16 protein-coding genes, 1 tRNA gene and 1 pseudogene are annotated in these 19454 nt (G+C 37.3%); 17 read left to right on the forward strand and 1 reads right to left on the reverse strand.

The features are described 5' to 3' along the window. Positions 1–131 precede the first annotated feature (131 nt). The 8 genes and pseudogenes from ABXT71_RS06225 (at position 132) to ABXT71_RS06260 (ending at position 10961) form a co-directional block, all read left to right on the forward strand. Positions 132–878 (forward strand): hypothetical protein, encoded by a 747-nt coding sequence (locus ABXT71_RS06225; RefSeq protein WP_415372980.1) that lies wholly within the window; start codon positions 132–134, stop codon positions 876–878. Positions 879–1114: 236 nt separating this feature from the next. Next, a pseudogene (topA, locus tag ABXT71_RS06230) lies at positions 1115–3651 on the forward strand (type I DNA topoisomerase). A gap of 242 nt (positions 3652–3893) precedes the next feature. Further along, the gene (locus ABXT71_RS06235; protein ID WP_415372981.1) at positions 3894–5057 is read left to right on the forward strand and encodes a formimidoylglutamase; all 1164 of its coding nucleotides are present in this window, start codon (positions 3894–3896) and stop codon (positions 5055–5057) included. Positions 5058–5170: 113 nt separating this feature from the next. Next, positions 5171–6544, forward strand: a complete 1374-nt coding sequence (gene gldK, locus ABXT71_RS06240) for a gliding motility lipoprotein GldK (RefSeq protein WP_415372982.1) — start codon at positions 5171–5173, stop codon at positions 6542–6544. A gap of 69 nt (positions 6545–6613) precedes the next feature. Next, positions 6614–7258 (forward strand): gliding motility protein GldL, encoded by a 645-nt coding sequence (gene gldL, locus ABXT71_RS06245; protein WP_415372983.1) that lies wholly within the window; start codon positions 6614–6616, stop codon positions 7256–7258. Between the two features lie 38 nt (positions 7259–7296). Then, on the forward strand, positions 7297–8868 hold the full coding sequence (gene gldM, locus ABXT71_RS06250; protein WP_415372984.1) for a gliding motility protein GldM: 1572 nt from the start codon (positions 7297–7299) through the stop codon (positions 8866–8868). Positions 8869–8885: 17 nt separating this feature from the next. Beyond that, positions 8886–9791: a gliding motility protein GldN gene (gldN, locus tag ABXT71_RS06255; RefSeq protein WP_415372985.1), complete on the forward strand. Its 906-nt coding sequence runs from the start codon at positions 8886–8888 to the stop codon at positions 9789–9791. Between the two features lie 99 nt (positions 9792–9890). Next, positions 9891–10961 (forward strand): NAD(P)/FAD-dependent oxidoreductase, encoded by a 1071-nt coding sequence (locus ABXT71_RS06260; RefSeq protein WP_415372986.1) that lies wholly within the window; start codon positions 9891–9893, stop codon positions 10959–10961. On the opposite strand, the gene ABXT71_RS06265 is transcribed toward ABXT71_RS06260, so the two are convergent. Further along, positions 10939–11328, reverse strand: coding sequence for a DUF983 domain-containing protein (locus ABXT71_RS06265; RefSeq protein ID WP_415372987.1), 390 nt, complete (start codon positions 11326–11328; stop codon positions 10939–10941). The two genes, ABXT71_RS06260 and ABXT71_RS06265, sit on opposite strands and share 23 nt — an antisense overlap. A gap of 168 nt (positions 11329–11496) precedes the next feature. Between ABXT71_RS06265 and ABXT71_RS06270 the strand changes: the two genes are divergently transcribed. The 9 genes from ABXT71_RS06270 (at position 11497) to ABXT71_RS06310 (ending at position 19424) form a co-directional block, all read left to right on the forward strand. Beyond that, positions 11497–13416 (forward strand): ABC-F family ATP-binding cassette domain-containing protein, encoded by a 1920-nt coding sequence (locus ABXT71_RS06270; protein ID WP_415372988.1) that lies wholly within the window; start codon positions 11497–11499, stop codon positions 13414–13416. A gap of 53 nt (positions 13417–13469) precedes the next feature. Then, positions 13470–13652 (forward strand): CPXCG motif-containing cysteine-rich protein, encoded by a 183-nt coding sequence (locus ABXT71_RS06275; RefSeq protein WP_415372989.1) that lies wholly within the window; start codon positions 13470–13472, stop codon positions 13650–13652. A gap of 39 nt (positions 13653–13691) precedes the next feature. Next, the gene (locus tag ABXT71_RS06280; RefSeq protein ID WP_415372990.1) at positions 13692–14066 is read left to right on the forward strand and encodes an STAS/SEC14 domain-containing protein; all 375 of its coding nucleotides are present in this window, start codon (positions 13692–13694) and stop codon (positions 14064–14066) included. A gap of 744 nt (positions 14067–14810) precedes the next feature. Continuing rightward, positions 14811–14883 (forward strand) — tRNA-Met (locus tag ABXT71_RS06285). A 457-nt stretch (positions 14884–15340) separates the two neighbouring features. Further along, entirely contained in the window at positions 15341–16153 is an 813-nt protein-coding gene (locus tag ABXT71_RS06290; RefSeq protein ID WP_415372991.1) for a DUF1566 domain-containing protein, read from the forward strand. Positions 16154–16939: 786 nt separating this feature from the next. Beyond that, positions 16940–18256 (forward strand): sugar MFS transporter, encoded by a 1317-nt coding sequence (locus tag ABXT71_RS06295; RefSeq protein ID WP_415372992.1) that lies wholly within the window; start codon positions 16940–16942, stop codon positions 18254–18256. Between the two features lie 168 nt (positions 18257–18424). Further along, positions 18425–18643: a YgjV family protein gene (locus ABXT71_RS06300; RefSeq protein ID WP_415372993.1), complete on the forward strand. Its 219-nt coding sequence runs from the start codon at positions 18425–18427 to the stop codon at positions 18641–18643. A 194-nt stretch (positions 18644–18837) separates the two neighbouring features. Beyond that, a complete protein-coding gene (locus ABXT71_RS06305; RefSeq protein WP_415372994.1) occupies positions 18838–19020 on the forward strand; it encodes a hypothetical protein in 183 nt (60 codons plus the stop codon). Beyond that, positions 19020–19424 carry a cupin domain-containing protein gene (locus ABXT71_RS06310; protein WP_415372995.1) on the forward strand — a complete coding sequence of 135 codons (405 nt, stop codon included), beginning with the start codon at positions 19020–19022 and terminating at the stop codon, positions 19422–19424. The genes ABXT71_RS06305 and ABXT71_RS06310 overlap by 1 nt, the downstream gene beginning before the upstream one ends. The last annotated feature ends 30 nt before the right edge of the window (positions 19425–19454 follow it).

The following is a 19454-nucleotide window of genomic DNA, read 5'->3' on the forward strand; positions in this document are numbered from 1 at the left end:
TCTCAAGCGTTATCTGTGACTGTTCAACTAGCGTGCAAAGATAGGTATAAAGAATAAATTCTGACAAAGTGGCAGATAACATTTTATTATATTTACAACTAACTAATAGATAAACTAAAATATCCAATTCAATGGAACACAAAATTTTCAAAAAAATAGCGCAATCTTCAAACCCAGATTTTGGAGATATCATATCTAAGAGTTTTGATATGTATAAAAAGGTAATTTCTGAAGGTATCTTACATATGTTAATAAGCATCGCGATTGTGATTCCATTTATGCTTATTGTCTACCTGCCCATCCTTCCAGAGTATATCAGTATGATGCAGAACATGGGGGATTCTTATAATCAAGCAAATGTTTTTGAAGATATGGCTCCGCCCTTCCTTATTGTTTGGGTGCTCGTAATCTTAGTAATGTCATTTGTTATGCAGGTTTTAAGTGTTTCTATTTTTGGCCATTTTTTAAAATTTCTGAAAAATAAAGATTTAGGGAACAACGATGATATAGGCGGCTATTTTACAATTGCAAAAGAGCATTTCGGGAAGATAATTGTTTTATCTCTCGCGACTACGGGGATCACGCTCTTAGCTACAATAGCGTGTTTTCTTCCTGTTTTTTACGTGATGGTGCCCCTTACCTTGATTACCCCAATTTTTATATTCAATCCAGAATTAAGCGTGGCTGATATGGTGAAGGCTAGCTTTAAATTAGGTAATAAATACTGGGGTGTCCTATTTGGATTATTTATCGTGAGCGGACTAATGGCATCCTTAGGATTTGTCGCTTGTTATATAGGTATTATCACAACAGCGTTTTTTAGCTACATCGTTTACTATTACGTATATAAAGAAACGATTGGGTTTGATACAGATTAATAGAAACAGGGACAGCATAAGTGCTTCGGAAATAGTGTTTATTGAAAAATAAATAATTTTTTATAACTGCTTTCTTAACGCAGAAGCAACTTTTTTAATCAGCGAACACGGGCTTCGAGGCTGAAAATTTCCGAAGTTTAAAAAAGGGAGTGTTTGGCTAATCTCTTGCTAAATTTGAGATATTTATTAAGGTATAAAAAAATTTCGCATACTTTTGTATCCCAATTTTACACATTATGGCAAAAAATTTAGTGATTGTTGAGTCCCCTGCAAAGGCAAAAACCATTGAAAAATTTCTCGGAAAAGATTATAAGGTAGCGTCCAGTTTTGGGCATATAGCAGATCTACCCTCCAAGGAGTTAGGTGTAGATGTCGAGGGTGATTTTTCTCCTAAATATATAGTTTCCAGTGATAAGAAGAAGCTGGTAGCAGATTTAAAGAAGGAAGCAAAGAAGGCTGATATGGTTTGGCTGGCTAGTGATGAGGATCGAGAAGGAGAAGCAATTGCGTGGCACTTAGCAGAAGAATTAGACCTGAAAGACGAGAATACAAAACGAATTGTTTTTCACGAGATTACGAAGACGGCGATACTAAAAGCCATTGAAAACCCTAGAAAAATAGATTATAATCTGGTAGATGCTCAGCAAGCGAGACGTGTATTAGATAGATTAGTGGGGTATGAGCTGTCTCCTGTTTTATGGAGAAAAGTAAAAGGTGGATTGTCTGCCGGACGTGTGCAATCTGTCGCAGTGCGATTGATAGTAGAGCGCGAACGTGAGATTGAAGGTTTTACTGCGGTAGGCTCTTATAGAATAGATGCAGAGTTTTTATCTGTGGACGGAAGTAAGTTTAAAGCAAAACTTGCCAAGAACTTTACTACCGAGAAAGAGGCGAGAGCCTTTCTAGAAAAAAATATAGGCGCATCTTATGATGTAGCTAGTCTTGCTAAAAAACCCGCTAAAAAATCTCCAGCTGCACCATTTACGACTTCGACGATGCAGCAAGAAGCGGCCAGAAAATTATATTTCTCAGTAGGAAAAACCATGACGATTGCTCAGCGCCTGTATGAGGCTGGTCTAATTACTTATATGAGAACAGATAGTGTAAATCTATCTAAAGATGCTAAAAAGCAGCCGCTGCAGAAATCTCAAAATCTTACGGAAAAGAATATAGCAATCCACGTGACTATAAAGGAAAGGCTAAAGGAGCACAAGAAGCTCACGAAGCGATTAGACCGACAGATATGTCTAAGCACAGCGTAAATGTGGAAAATGATCAAGCACGTTTGTATGATCTGATTTGGAAACGAACCCTAGCTTCGCAAATGAGTGATGCGCAATTGGAGCGTACCAATGTGAAAATTGGAATTCACGGCGCAAATACATTAAAAGAGCAGTTTACTTCTAACGGAGAGATGATCAAGTTTGATGGTTTCTTAAAAGTGTACCTTGAGGGGACTGATTTTGAAGAAGAAGAACAAGAAGGAATGTTGCCAAATCTTAATGAAGGCGACGACCTAAATAAAAATTATATTACCGCTACAGAGCGTTTTTCAAGACCAGCGTACCGTTTTACAGAAGCATCTTTAGTAAAGCAATTGGAAGAACTAGGTATTGGACGTCCGTCTACGTATGCGCCAACAATATCTACTATTATCAACAGAAACTATGTTGAAAAGGGAACGATAGAAGGGGTAGAGCGTTCTTATTTACAGATGACACAAGAAGCTGAATCTGTTACAGATATACAACTAACCGAAACAGTAGGGTCGGACAAAGGAAAATTGGTCCCAACAGATATTGGGTTGATTGTAAACGACTTTTTGGTGGAGCATTTTTCTAATGTATTGGATTTTAATTTCACCGCAAAAGTGGAACAAAATTTTGATGATATTGCAGACGGAAATTTGAAGTGGAAGACGATGATGAAAGACTTCTATGATAAGTTTCATCCTACTGTAGAAGATGTAAAAGAAAATGCAGATAGAGAAAGTGGTGAGCGTATTTTAGGGGATGACCCAGAAACTGGAAAACCTGTTTTAGTTCGATTAGGGCGTTTTGGTCCAATGGCACAAATAGGCGCTGCAGATGATGAGGAGAAGAAATTTGCAAGTTTACGTCCAGATCAGCAGCTACACTTGGTCACTTTTGAAGAAGTGATGGATTTATTTAAGTTGCCAAAAACACTAGGGGTTTATGATGGAGAAGAAGTAGAGGTGAGTAACGGACGTTTTGGACCTTATGTGCGTTTGGGAAAAATGTTTGTGTCTCTTCCTAAAGGGCAAGATCCTTTAGATGTAGATATGGCGATGGCAAAAGAGCTTATTGAAGAAAAGAAAAAAGCGGATGCTCCTATTTATATGTATGAAGACCTGCCTGTACAGAAAGGAAAAGGTCGTTTTGGACCATTCATTAAATGGAACAATATGTTTATCAATGTCAATAAGAAATATGACCATGATAATTTAAGCGAAGCAGATGTTATTGAGCTTATTGAACATAAAAAGCAAAAAGAAATTGATAAGGTGATCCATAACTGGGAGGAAGAAGGAATACGATTAGAGAAAGCCAGATGGGGAAGGTATAACCTGCTCAAAGGGAAAACGAAAGTCGAGTTGCCAAAAACTACAGAAGCTGAAAAAATGACACTTGAAGAAGCGCAAGGCATTCTAGAGAAAAACGCACCGAAGAAGAAAAAAACTGCAGCTAAAAAGAAAGCTCCGGCTAAAAAGAAAGCTCCAGCCAAGAAGAAAGCGGCGACTAAGAAGAAGTAAACAGTTGCAGTGGCGGCGTGATCTTGTTATTCTGTTCCAAAGCTTATGGAGGTTCAGAAATTATCAGTAGAAAAAAAAATTAAAAGTGAAGCTGGAATTTTACTTGGGTTGACTTTTTTAATGAATCAAGAGACAGGAAGTAGGAAATGATGGAGGAAAAACGCTTATGTTACTTGATGTCACACAACTGATAACGCATATTAATATCCCGATATCAAATACTCACTTATCATAAAAAGCCTTTGAAAGAATACTTAAGTCCCGTTTCAAAATCTGTAATTGCGCATCGTGAAGTGTTGCCTGTTGGGACTTTGGGGAAACAGATAGATCTTCATATGGAGGCTGGTATCTTGCCAGTCGTCTTAGAAGCAAAATTCGCTATTTTCGGAATCCGTGAAAACCGGAACGATGTTAATTATATGGGCGCTGAGGTGAATTTTGAAAATTTCAGAAAAGCGCTTTATTCTTTATACCCAGGTAATTGGTCTGGAAAAATCATTGATTTAGGTGATATAGATAAAGGAGATTCTATAGAAGACACGCTCTTTGCAGTTAAGCAAGTAACCGAAGAATTATTGCTTAAAAATGTAATCCCAATTATTTTAGGAGGAAGCCAAGATATGGCCTACAGTCAATATAGAGCTTATGATAACTTGGGGAAAATGGTCAACTTTGTGAACGTTGACAGCCGTTTTGACCTAGGAGATGCAGATCAGCCCATAAATAATAAATCCTACGTGGGTAAAATTATCGTAGATGAACCCTTCAACCTTTTTAACTACAGCGCTTTAGGATATCAGTCCTACTACAATCCACCACAGGAGATTATGCTCATGGAGAAGTTGTACTTTGATGCATATAGACTCGGTGATGTCGTGGCAGATATTACAGCAGTAGAGCCTATTTTAAGGGATGCAGATATTGTTACGCTAGATGCTACTGCTTTAAAAGGTGCTTTTTTATCAATTTCTGGGGACGAAAGTCCTAATGGATTTGACGGAAGAGAGATTTGTGCGGTGTCTAGATATGCTGGAATAAGCAATAAAGTAAAATCTTTTGGTATTTATGAGCTAAATGGAGGTACAGAAAGTAAAAGTGGTTCGATGCTAATTGCGCAGGTAATTTGGTACTTTATTGAAGGGGTTAGTTTTCGAGTGAAAGATGATGACTTTAACGATGAAAACTGCTTTACGACGTACAAAGTACCTATAGATGATGAAATTTTAACATTTAAGAAGAGCAGTAAAACAGGGCGTTGGTGGATAGAGTTGCCTTTTATTTCTAAAGTCAATAATAAATTAAAAAGGCATACGTTATTACCTTGCACCCATGGCGAATATTTAGGTGCAATCCAGCAGGAAATCCCCGAACGGTGGTATAAGGCCCGCAGGAAGAATGAAGTTTAAATAGTCAACTGTAATCAAAATTTAATTAAGGATTTTATAACTTTTAAGTTGTGTATTACACAATTTTTAAATAGGTTTACCTCCTTAAAATCTCGAATTTAACCTAAATATCTATGAAGAAGTTTATTGCATTAGCTGCGATCGCTACCTTTTTGTTCAGTTGTAACTCTAGTGATAGAGGAGAATTGATAGGAGCAAAAGGTAAAAAATGGTTCCCCGAAAAACCCTTTGGAATGACTCTAGTTCCTGGTGGTTCTTTCCTTATGGGAAAGGCAGACGATGATTTCGTTGCCGTAAACGATGCCCCTACAAAAACGGTTACTGTGCGTTCTTTCTATATGGACGAAACAGAAATTACAAATGCTGAGTACCGTCAGTTTGTAGAATGGGTACGTGATTCAACTGTACGTTTAAAACTGGCTGTCCTTGCTGACGAAGTAGGAGCCACTCCTGGTGACGGGGGTATTGGTGATTTTGCTTTCCAAGACAATCAAGACGATGAAAAATCTGCGTATGATCAATACATGGAAGACAACTACTACGGTTTAGGTGATGATTTTTATGCCGGAAGACGCATTAATCGTAACATTGATATTATTTGGGAAACTCAAGAGTATCCAGATGAATATTATGTTGAGGTGATGGACAGTATGTACATCCCGCTTGACGAAGCTTATAATGGGCAGCGTACTATAGATGTAACTAAATTAAAGTTTCAGTATACCCATATGGATATACAGTCTGCAGCAAAAAGCCAAGACAAAAGAAGAAAAGACTTTATTAAGAAAGAAGAATTAATGATCTATCCAGATACTACGGTATGGATTAAAGATTTTAACTATTCTTATAATGAGCCAATGCATAACGATTACTTCTGGCACGAAGCATATGGAGATTATCCGGTTGTAGGGATCAACTATAAGCAAGCAAAGGCATTCTGTGCTTGGAGAACTTTATATAAGAATTCATTCCAGAAATCTAAAGGAAACAATTTTGTAAACTCCTTCCGTCTTCCTAGCGAAGCAGAATGGGAATATGCTGCCCGTGGCGGTCTAGAATCTGCAACATTCCCTTGGGGTGGCCCGTATGCTAAAAATGACCGTGGTTGTTTCTTGGCAAACTTTAAGCCTTTGCGTGGTGATTATGCAGCTGATCAAGCCTTATATACTGTAGAGGCAAACGCCTATGAGCCTAATGAGTATAACCTTTTCAATATGGCAGGTAATGTGTCTGAATGGGTGAACTCATCTTATGATGCCGCATCTTATGAATATTCTTCTTCTATGAACCCAAGTGTGAACGACGACGACAATGCTCGTAAAGTAGTGCGTGGTGGTTCTTGGAAAGACGTTGCCTACTTCCTACAAGTAAGCACACGTGACTATGAGTATGCAGATTCTGCACGTAGCTATATCGGTTTTAGAACGGTACAAGATTACTTAGGAACAGACGTGACGCTAAATGAACAATTTGGCGACGCGAGATAATCCTCAATATTTAATAACCCCCAATTTTTATTAAACTATAAACTAAACTTAAACTAAAACTTATTTATTATGGCACAGTCTAAATCAACTAAAAGACTTTTTAACATGGCCTATGGGCTTGGAGCATCAATTGTAATCATTGGTGCATTATTTAAAATCCTTCACTGGGATTTTGGTTTCCCTTTTGATGGAAACACATTACTTACTGTTGGTCTTGTAACAGAGGCAATTATTTTTGCGATTTCTGCATTCGAACCTATAGATGAAGATTTAGACTGGTCGTTAGTTTATCCAGAATTAGCAGGTGGTCAAACCATGGGTAAAAATGGAAAGCAAGAAGATGCTCAAGGTATATTATCTAAAAAATTAGATGAAATGTTAAAAGATGCGCGTATTGATAGCGAGCTAATGAATAGCCTTTCTACAAGTATTAAGTCTTTTGAGGGAGTTGCTAAAGGTATGGCGCCAACTGCAGAAGCAATGAGTTCTACTAAAAAATATAGCGAAGAGATGGCAATGGCTGCTGCTCAAATGGAGTCTTTAAATAGTCTTTATAAAGTACAGGTAGAGTCTACGAGCCGTCAAGCTGAAGTTCATGAACGCGTAGCAGAAAATGCTGAGCAACTTAAATCTCAAATGGAGCACCTAACAACAAACCTTTCTTCTTTAAATGGAGTATACGGTGGTATGTTGTCAGCAATGAACACGAAATAAGATAGTTTTTCAAATATTAATTTTAAAAGAAATTTAAAATGGCAGGAGGACAACTATCCGCAAGACAAAAGATGATAAACCTGATGTATCTGGTTTTCATCGCGATGTTGGCATTAAACATGTCAAAAGAAGTATTATCAGCTTTTGGATCAATTAATGAAAAATTGGACAGAGCAAATACAAACTATGAAACTAAAAACTCGAAGGCTTTGGCAACTTTAACGGCTAAAGAGAATGAGAATGAAGATTCAAAGAAAGCGGCGGCTACGGCAAGACAGGCTAACAAGCTATCCAATGATTATGTTGCGTATTTAGAAGCTCAGAAAGGTTTGTTAACAGCAAGTGTAGATGATGCTAATGATTATGAAACAATGGATACGTCTAGTTTACTAGACCAAACCTATTATGAAGGTGGAGATTTGACAGAGGCTGGACAACAGTATCTTACACAAATGGATACGTACAGAAATGGTATGATTGCATTGATGGGTACTGATAATCCTGCACTAGCGGCTCAGGTCAATACTGATTTTAGCACTGCAGATATCAAAGTAGGGGAAGGACCTTCAGCCACTACACAGGGTTTTATTGCCTATAACTTTATTGGATTCCCTATGATTTCATCAATCACCAAGATGACTCAGACTCAAAACGATGTTAAGACCTTAGAAAATGAGTTATTGTCTAATTTGCTTTCAGGAAACTTACAGCAATTAGCTTCTATTGAAGAAAACTATGAAACTGTAATGACAACGACTAAGGGAGCTTACTATACAAGTGATACTTTTGACGGTATGCTTTCTTTAGGACGTGTTGATGAATCAACAAAACCATCAAAAGTAGAATTAACTTTAGATGGTAGAAAGCTTACAGAATCTCAGTATTCTTTTGTAGGTGGAAAACTAGCGCTTAAAGTGGGTGCAGGTGGTGTAGGTGAACACACGATTAAAGGAACACTCTTTTATCCTCAAGATGGTAAAGATGTGCCAGTTAAGGTTGAAAAGAAATTTACAACAATCAGTAAGCCAAATTCTGCTACGATAGCCGCAGATAAGATGAATGTAGTGTATAGAGGAGTATCAAACCCTATGACCATTACATTTGCTGGTATTGAAGGTAAAAATATTAATGCTTCGGCTCCTGGTTTGTCTAAAAAATCTGGATCTTCCTATACAATGAATCCTGGTACTGGACGTGAAGTAACGATTAGTGTTACTGGTAAACTACCGGGTGGTGGATCTGTAAACGATAAAGCTACGTTTCGTATTAAGGATATCCCAAGACCTACTGGAACCATTCGTAGTGAAGATGGTGATGGAGGTTGTGTAAAAATGCAACGCCAAGGTTTAGAGATTTCTTCTATTGGTGCACAACTACTTGATTTTGATTTTGACCTTAACTTAAACGTTTCTGGTTTCAGCTTTAAAGTTTCTGGACAACCTACAGTGCGAGTAAATGGTAGAAAATTAGATGCTGCAGCAAAAGGTTCGTTAAAAAGAGCTAAACGTGGCGAAACAGTGCAAATATTTGATATTCAAGCTAAGATCGCTGGTAACTCAGGGTATAGACTTAGAAAGATATCTCCTATCTGTATTGAATTGACAAACTAGAATTAAAAAACTACACTATGAATATTAAAAATGTTGTTTTAACTGGTGCGATTGCTTTATTTGCTGCTGCTACATCTGTAGCGCAGATCAATATATTAAACGCAAAAACGCCAGACGAAATAGGTAAAAAGACAGCAGCTCAAATCGAGTATGATAACGATGAGCCGCTTCCATACGGTTACGTTGATGAACGTGATGTGCTGTGGTCAAAAACTACCTGGGAGTTTGTTGATCTTGATGAACGTGTAAACTTTCCTTTGTACTACCCTATAGATACAAATAACATAGGTAGTGAAAGAAGGTCATTATACGATGTGCTAGTAGGCGCTATGAAAAGCGGTGAAATCACGGAAGTATATGCAGATTCTTATTTTACAGAAAAGAGAACACTAAGTGATCTAGATGCTTCGTTAGTATATCGTGATACCCTAGATGGTGGTTACGATCAGATTAACGCAGGTGAAGCCTTAGATCCTCAGTTTGTGCGTGAATTTACGCTAGATGCTGCAGATATCGAAGGATGGAAAATGAGAGGTCTTTGGTACCTAGACAAGCGTCAAGGAGAGCTAAAGTATCGTTTGTTAGGGCTTTGTCCAGTAGCAGGTGAAGCACGATCTAAATCTCTCGAAGGTGGAGGTGGATCTGAAGATACAGTGGAGCTTTTTTGGGTATTTTTTCCATCAGCTCGTGAGACGTTGCATAATGCAAAAGCTTTCAACCGTAGAAACACATCACAACCTATATCTTACGATCATCTCTTAAACTCAAGACGCTTTAGCGGCTTGGTTTACAAAGAAGATAACGTTCAAGGCGATAGAGAAGTAAATGAATATATCGTTGATAACTCATTAATGCAACTCTTAGAGTCAGACCGTATACGTGAACAAATACGTAATATCGAGATTGACCTCTGGAACTACTAATAATATTCTAGTATATTATATAAAGCCTCCTATATTTAGGGGGCTTTTTTTATGCTGAAATATGAAGGGTTCAAACCCGTTAAAAAGTATCTTTGGTTCGTGAAGAACGTAGAATATCTTATTGTAGGGTTTGGCATTGCCGGCCTTTCGTTTGCTGAAACGTTGCGACGTGCCAATAAATCATTTGTTGTCATAGCAGATAAAAAGGACGGAGCCACAACCACATCTGGAGGGGTTTTAAATCCTACAGTGCTTAAACGGTTTACGGCAGCTTGGAGGGCCAGCGAATTTCAACAGAAAGCCATCCCTTTTTATAAAGAAATAGAGCGCCATCTTAATGAGCAGCTCATTTCCGAAGTAAAAATAGAGCGCATTTTAAACTCAATAGAAGAGCAAAATGACTGGATGATTGCGAGTGATCGAAACGAACTTAAAACGTTTCTAAACCCTTCTATTGAATCTTCACAAAACGATAGTGTGGTCGCTCCTTTTAAGCTGGGCGCAGTTAAAGGGGGACATCTTTTAAGCGCATCAAAATTACTTGCCTCCTATGCGGAGCGATTAAGAAAAGAAGGAACATTTATAGAAGCGGTGTTTGATTATTCTCAAGTCACGCTAGAAGAAAATAAAGTACACTATAAAGAATGGGAAGCGACGCACATTGTTTTTGCGGAAGGCGCAAAAGTAATCGACAATCCATTTTATCCATACCAAGGACCGTTTACTAATAAATCTGTTTTTATTGGAAATAAAGGAGATTATGTTATTGTAAAAGCGCCAAAACTGAAGGTAGCGAGTATTCTTAAAGGAGGAATGATGTTGATACCCTTAGGGGACGACCTGTATAAAATAGGGGCTACTTATGATCGCCACGTATATGATAGCGCAATATCTATGGAGAAGCGCGAAGAAATCTTTTCAAAATTAAATAAAATGATTTCTTGTCCTTTTGAAGTCGTAGCTCAAGTTGCGGGTGTACGTCCTACTATAAAAGATAGAAGGCCGCTTACTGGAGCATTGAGAGACACCCCTCAGGTTGCTTTTTTAAATGGATTAGGAACGAGAGGGCTTTCTATGGCGCCCTTAGTTTCTTTGTGGTTGTTTCAGCAATTAGAGGAGGGAGTCGAGCTGCCTTCAGCCATAGACATCAATCGTTTTCTGAAACCTTAGCTTTCTCCTTATCGTATTTTAAAAACATGTTAATCCAGATATTTCTTGAGATCCTTGCTGTTATTGGGAACAACAGCACTAATGTAGCAATTAATGACATAAACGAAGCAAATATACTAAACTGAAGCCCCAAATATACGAGTACAAACGTAATGGTGGCGATGGCAACCCCAACACCATAACTCACGTACATTGCACCATAAAAGAAGAAAGGTTCCATTTTATATTTAGTATTACAATGGGAGCAACGCTCATGCATATCTAGTGTTTTTGGAATGTTATAGGGATTACTATTGGTATACATTTTACCTATATGACAAACAGGACAGGTGCTGGTAAAAATGCTATAAAGTTTGGTTCCTTTCATGCTATATTAGATTTTATGAAATTTCTGATAGATATTAATAAGTGGCTTATTTTACAAAATTGAAATAGTAAGATTTCGGGCTAATACAAATTTTTTTTGCTCTGCAAAATTAAGCATCTTTGCAAAAAATGAATGCAGCGATTGTGTTCTTTTTAATCAATACTATCTATGCTTAATATACATAACTTATCTGTCTCATTTCAAGGCGAGTATCTATTTGAAAAAATCACTTTTCAATTAGGTGCTGGAACCCGTGTAGGACTCGTTGGGAAGAACGGAGCGGGTAAATCTACCTTGCTTAAAATTATTTCTGGCGAACAGGAATATGACGAGGGTTCTATTGCCATGGATAAAGAGGTGTCTATTGGTTTCTTAAAACAGGATATAGATTTTACAAAAGGCCGTACCGTTTTAGAGGAGTCGTACCAAGCTTTTATTGAAATTAAAAAATACGAGAAGCAGCTTGAGGAGATAAATACGCAGTTAGCCACGAGAACGGACTATGAGAGCGAAGGCTATAACCAATTGATGATTGACCTCAATGAGGTGCAGCAGCAATATGAGATACACGGCGGGTATAATTATCAAGGAGAGACGGAGCGTATTTTACAAGGACTAGGATTTCAAAGAGAAGATTTTAATAAGATTACAGAGACTTTTTCTGGAGGATGGCGTATGCGTATCGAGCTTGCTAAATTATTACTCCAGAACAATGATATCCTACTCCTAGATGAGCCTACCAATCACTTAGATATAGAATCTATCTTATGGTTAGAAGAGTTTTTAAGAAACTATCAAGGTGCCGTTGTGGTGGTAAGTCACGATAAAATGTTTTTAGATAATGTGACCAATAGAACGATCGAAATCTCACTTGGGAAAATCTATGACTATAATAAGCCATATACACAGTATCTGGTGCAGCGACAAGAACTTCGTGAGCAGCAATTGGCTTCTCAAAAAAATCAGCAAAAGCAGATCGAGCATACAGAAAAGTTGATCTCAAAGTTTAAGGCCAAGGCCAGTAAGGCAACGATGGCACAATCGCTTGTAAAGAAGCTAGATAAAATAGACCGTATTGTAGTAGATGAAGATGACAACTCTGTGATGTCGCTACGTTTTCCTATTAGTGTTATTCCAGGTAAAGTAGTCATTGAGGCCAAAAACATTTCAAAAAGTTACGGTGATAAAGAAGTATTAAGAGGGGTTGACCTGATGATCGAGCGTGATGCAAAAGTTGCATTTGTTGGACAGAACGGACAAGGAAAATCAACCTTAGCAAAAATTATTGTGGATGAAATTCCGCATGGCGGGGTTTTAGAGCTAGGTCATAATGTACAGATAGGCTACTTTGCCCAAAATCAAGCAGACTATCTAGACGGTACAAAAACGGTAGAAGATACCATGCTTGATGCCGCAGATGAACGAACACGACCACTGGTTAGAAACATCTTAGGGTCTTTTCTTTTTAGAGGGGATGAAGTAGATAAGTATGTGCGTGTATTAAGTGGAGGGGAGCGTAATCGTCTCGCCTTAGCAAAATTATTGCTGCAGCCATTTAATGTGCTGGTAATGGATGAGCCAACAAACCACCTTGATATTAAGTCTAAAAATGTACTAAAAGACGCGTGTAAAAACTTTAAAGGGACGATGTTGTTAGTAAGTCACGATAGAGATTTCTTACAAGGCTTGACAGACAAAGTCTACGAGTTTAAAGATCATAAGATAAAAGAGTATCTAGGCGATATTGATTATTTCTTAGAGCAACGAAATATAGAGAACCTACGTGAGGCAGAAAAACGTACGGTAGTAGCTAAAGAGGTTAAAGCAGATGCGGCTGGCGGGAAGCAGTCCTATGAGGCCCAAAAGAAAATTAAATCACTCACCAATAAGTTGAGTAAGATAGAGTCTACTATCAATAAGCTAGAACGAGAGGTTAAAGAAATAGATGTGGAACTTGCCATTAACTATGATGAGGCTATAGCCAAGCCAGACTTTTTTGATAAGTATCAAAAGAAGAAAGATATGGTCAAGAAGCTTATGGAAGAATGGGAAGTAGTTACTGTGTCCTTAGATAAATGGTCCAAGTAATACCGGCGAGTTAGGCACTATTATTTCCGAAGTAAAAACGATAGATTATATAAATGGAAGAGCACTTTTTTCAATGCCCGTATTGCTGGGAAGAAATCTCTATGTTGCTGGATACTTCTGTGTCCCATCAAACATATGTGGAGGACTGTGAGGTATGTTGCAACCCAATGGAGCTAAGTGTGAGTTACGACAATGCTGTGTTGTCTCAATTTTCTGTAGCGAGCATTGAGCAATAATTTTGTATCTTAAAAAATTAACCAACACGTTTTAATTTTATGTCGTCATCTTTTGCGTTTGCAGATCACATAGTAGGTTTTATAATTAGTGATGATATTGATGTGAAAGCGATTGAAAAGCTACACATAGTGATTCTTGATAAAATGAATGAATTTATAAAAGTAAATCTATATCTGGAGGACGATAATATAGAAAAATTTTCATTTGCTGCCATCTTAAAAGGGATCAAGTTTCACACAGAACATCATGGAGAGTTCAGTAAAGTCGTACTTGTTACAGATAGAAAATGGTTGCAAATGTGCAGTAAACTGGAGAATATTTTCTTATCTACAACCATAAAAAGTTTTAAAACGGAAGATAGATTGGAGGCGATGAGTTGGATTGCTGAAGAAGATAAGCAGGTGTATTTATAAATGGCTCCTGCGCTTCAAGGGACTATACATACCCTGCATAGGTCTTTTAGAAAGTATATTTCTAAAAATATTTAGGGAACGTTTCATCCTCTCCAGGTGTTTTAGTGCTGTCCTTACTTTGCTAAAGACGATGTACAACTGCGATGAGAATAACACATACTAGTGCACAGATGCCTATGAGAAAAGTGCGCATTTCCCAGTCTACAAGTGGTGAAAAAGGTATGCACATAGTATTCTATTTTAAATAATTATTAATGACATTCGTGTTTTGCTTTCACACCGTCTATGGTTATCACGTGTGAGGGAGAAACGTATGGGGTCAATGAATGAGATTCAGAATAAAGGACATACACACAATATAATTGTGTATAAACTTGCTTAAGGCTCCAATAATATAAGCGTTAACAGAAATTTTCAGATGATAATGAGACAAGCACTTTAAAAACGAAAGCATATATACTACTGCAATTAAAGCCATACAGCTTGAGGGTAAGAGGTAGTTTTTAATGCAGAAGCAGCCCCTAAAGTTAGACTGCGGAAGCAATAATTACATACCCTAGATGAACCTATAGAGAATTTACTATTTATGCTATTTAAATATTAAATATTTATCATTTTGTTCTTGCAAAGCGTAAAAAGGGTTTGTATCTTTGCAGTCCAATAATTTCGGTGGCATTATGAACCGTATAGTTAAAAGCTAAAGTGAAATATTTGGGGTTAAGTTTGAAGTTTTCAAACGAACATCGCGGGATAGAGCAGTAGGTAGCTCGTCGGGCTCATAACCCGAAGGTCACTGGTTCGAGTCCAGTTCCCGCTACTAGTAATAAAAAGCCTTCACAGAAATGTGAAGGCTTTTTTTGTGCGTTGGGTACAACATAGGTACAGAATATTTAGATTTTAGTGCGCCAATAGTATTTGATTTTAAATATCATCTTTAGATATTGAATTCTATTAGATGTTCATTATAATTTTACAACAATTAATCAAATCATAAGCTTAAAGTTAAAATTACCGCGAAAGTGCCGTATTCCCCAAGTATTAGATAAACTTTAGGTCTCATTTTTATCCTCACTTAACATTAAATCTCATGCTTAATGAATTAAGTGTTAGCTTCGCATATTATAATGCCCAATAAAAACGAGGAAGCACAAAGCGTATAACGATTGTTTAATATGTAGACCTTTCAACGTTTTAAACTATGTATAAAGCATAAATTTAGAATACTTAAAAACAGCACAAAAATTAACAGACGCCATTAAAAAATAAGATTACCTATGAAAAAAGTATTTACATTTTTAGTAGCGGTATTAATTACTGCAAGTAGTTTTGCTCAATCTCCAGAAAAGATGAGTTATCAGGCCGTTTTGAGCGACAGCAATGATAATTTAATTAATAACCAAGCAGTAGGTATGCGATTAAGCATTTTACAAAACACAGCAACGGGTACAGCGGTGTATGTAGAAACGCAAACAGTCACGACCAATGATAATGGTTTAGTGACTTTAGCGATAGGTACAGGAAGTGTGATTAGTGGTGATTTTGCTGCGATAGACTGGGGTGGAGATAGTTATTTTATACAAACAGAAATGGACCCAGAAGGAGGTGATACTTACACCTTGACGGGTGCAAGCCAGTTATTAAGTGTGCCTTATGCATTGTATGCAAAAACATCAGGAAGTTCTGAAACGAATGCTACACCTACCTACACTGTAAACACCCTTTACCCAGAGTTAGGAGGTTATGTAATAGCAGTTCGTGATGGTGGTAAACACGGTTTGGTAGTAGCAATGCGAGACCAAGGGCTTTCCAGCTGGTATGAGGCAAACGATTTATTAAGCGATGCGAATAATCACGATGTTAACGGTGCAAAATTTATGGATTGGCGACTACCTACCAAAAGAGAATTAAACCTTATGTATGGTGATTATTATATTGGAGGTAATGGAGCAGCTTTAAACGGGAATTACTACTGGAGTTCTACGGAGGACGATAGCAATGTCGCGTGGCTACAGCGTTTCTCCAATGGTTTTCAGTACAACTACGTTAAGGACAGCACAAAATTCGTGCGTGCTGTTCGAGCTTTTTAACAATTTAGTTATTTAACAATTTAGCGAAGCGGTCTCACGAACACCTTTTAAGGAAATAAGAGTGGGTGAGTAATTTAAATAGTGCCGCCTTAGGCGGACGATTTTTATTTTTTAAAAATGGCATTACACACAGAACTTCCTGTTTACAGAGCTACTTATAAATTGGTTTTAGAAATTTTTGTAAGTACAAAAAATTTATTTGCACCTATGCAAAACCATACTATTTAAAGAACCAGTAAATAAGGCCATAATAAAAGGGAACCTAAGTAATAGGGATAATTTACCAAAAGACAAAAGTTTGTTTGCTGCCAAAGCCGGTTATGGTTTACCTATAGGTAATTTAATCCGTCAGGTATTTGCCAATGTATATATGAGTGCTTTACAGACTATTGCTCACCTTTTTTACTTCTAGACCAGTTTTCCCAGAATACATAGGCAGTGAAGGGAGCGCATTGCTAATGGGAAAAGATTCATTTGCACCTGTCATCATAAATAATTGCTTTTATCGGTACAAACAATGATATAGATAATGGGGCCACGCTTTTTGACAGATTACCTAAATAACGATAGGTATTTCAAAACAAACTACACAGAACACAGCCTAGACAGCACCAAAAATCAATTCAAATTGATAGAATTTTTTCTGAAACAGTATAGAAAGAACTTTTAAGGAAAAATACGTCAGTACTATAGGCACATATTTTACTCAAAATGGAAAATCAAAAATTGTTGTATTTTGTAAACCGAGTCTTAAAAACAATCAACTAGTATTTTAAGTAAAGCTATATGAATAAAAAAAACAACACGGTAGCAATTGTAATTATTGCGAGTTTATTTTTCATTTTCGGATTTGTGACCTGGATCAACGGGGCGCTCATTCCTTTTATGAAAACGATAAATGAACTAACAGATGCACAGTCTTATTTAGTAGCGTCTGCCTCTTATATTTCATTTGTGTTAATGGCATTACCTGCCTCTTATCTCTTAAATAAAATAGGTTACAAAAAAGGAATGTCTTTAGGCTTAATTATTATGGGAGTTGGTGCTTTGGTTTTTATACCCGCAGCAGAAGCAAGAACCTACTGGGTGTTTTTAGCTGGTATTTTTATTCAAGGCGTAGGGATGACCATTTTACAAACAGCAGCAAACCCTTACATTACTATTTTAGGCCCTATTGAGAGTGGTGCGAAGCGTATTGCAATTATGGGAATTGCCAATAAAACAGCAGGTGCCTTGGGAGCTCTTATTTTTGGAGCATTACTATTATCAGGAATTGATGAAACAAAAGAAAAATTAAGTGGCGCGACCTTATCAGAAAAAACGGTGTTACTCGATACCATGGCAGACAGCGTTTTTATGCCTTATTTAGTCATGGCAATTGTATTGTTTTTATTAGGGGTCTTAATAAGAAAAGCACCACTACCTAATGTGGAAGCAGATGAAAATGAAGCAATAGCGGAAGGGGAAACGGCCAAAACAAGTATTTTTCAATTCCCAAATTTATGGTTGGGGGTCTTAGCGCTATTTGTTTATGTAGGTGCTGAGGTAATTGCTGGGGATACGATTATCGCCTATGGTATTTCACTCGGGTTTACTGGTGAAGAAGCTAAATATTTTACAACCTATACCTTATTAGCAATGGTCGCAACCTATGCTTTGGGAGTTTTCTTAATACCTAAATATGTAAAACAAAAAACAGCTTTAATCGCAAGCGCCATATTGGGTATTGTTTTTAGTGTCTGCATTCTAAATACGACGGGTTTCACATCTGTAATATTTGTAGCTGCTTTAGGTATTGCAAATGCACTAGTATGGCCAGCAATATGGCCATTGACTTTACAGGGATTAGGGAAGTTTACGAAGACAGCATCAGCACTTTTAATTATGGCAATTTCGGGTGGTGCCATTATCCCGCCTTTATATGGTAGGATGGTAGATGCAAATAAGCAAGAATTAATTACAGACGGCTTGCAGGAGGCAGATGCCATGGCACAAGCATCAACAAGCAGTTACTGGATTTTAATTCCGTGTTACGCCATCATTCTCTTATTTGCATTATGGGGACATAACTATAAGAGCTGGACGAGAACTAAGTCAAAATAATTTTGTTGAAATATATACTTTTACATCTCAAAAAAGCATTAACAATGCCACGAAATTTGAAAAAATATTTTTACAACAAGGGTTAAAAAGTTTCACAGGATTTTGCCTAAGGAGTTGAGGAACGATTAAATTTGCTGCTATAAATTATTGAATATAACACAAGCTCATATGGAAATCAATCCCACCGAAATTATAGGCTATCTCGCCAGTTTCTTCGTCTTACTTTCATTTTTTAATAAAGATATGCGCAGGTTGCGACTCGTTAACTCTGTGGGTTGTGCCCTATTTGTGGCGTACGGGACACTGCTAAGTAGTATTCCTATAATAATTACCAATGTGGCTATTTTACTAGTGAATGGGTACTATCTATTTGTAAAGAAATCTTAAAAGGTTTCTTATTTCTTCGGAAATATTTGTTTAATGTTACCTCACTCAAAAGTGTAATCCCTCATTATAGGTTTTAAAGGCCGATGAACTCGCGTAGTTTTATCTAGAATTTTAAAACCAATGCCCTTATTATTTTTAGCCTTTTTAGCGTGAGCACTCTTTAAATCAAATTTGCCAATAGGGTCTTCGGTATTTTGTTAAATATTATTTACTCGAGTACTGGGCAATTACTAGCAGATGTGCAGAACGATATCGTCTATACTAATATGGAGCTTATTGATTTTAGGAGAGAAGTATATGAAATATCCTTTTCAGACTGTAAATTTACCACGATGGAGAAAAAGATAGACTGGACTCTGGATAATATATTATACTAATGATAAAAAGAAATCTAAGCAAGGTCAATACATTTTATTTATCAAGCATGCTATTCTTCTTGGTGGGAGTGTTACTCTATGGTTGCGAGGAAAAAAGTAATCTTCCAGACCCTCTAGAGGCGGGATGGAAAGGAGTGGCTGTTTGCGAAGTGCTAGAAGAAAACGAAAACCTTAGAACCTTAAAGTGCACGTTTCCGGCAGGAGTAGGTCATGAAAAGCACTATCATCCCATGCATTTTGGCTACACCTTAGTGGGGGGTAAGTTTAGAATCACCGATACAACAGGAACCAGAGACGTTGATATTCCTGCAGGTTTCCATTTTTACAATGATACAACAGATTGGCACGAGGTAATGAATATAGGCGACAGTACCGCGGTATTTTTAATTATGGAACCTAAGTAGATGAAGGTTACTTTCACTGCCACGCATACT

The sequence above is a fragment of the Patiriisocius sp. Uisw_047 genome (genome assembly GCF_047730165.1).
GTDB lineage: Bacteria > Bacteroidota > Bacteroidia > Flavobacteriales > Flavobacteriaceae > Patiriisocius.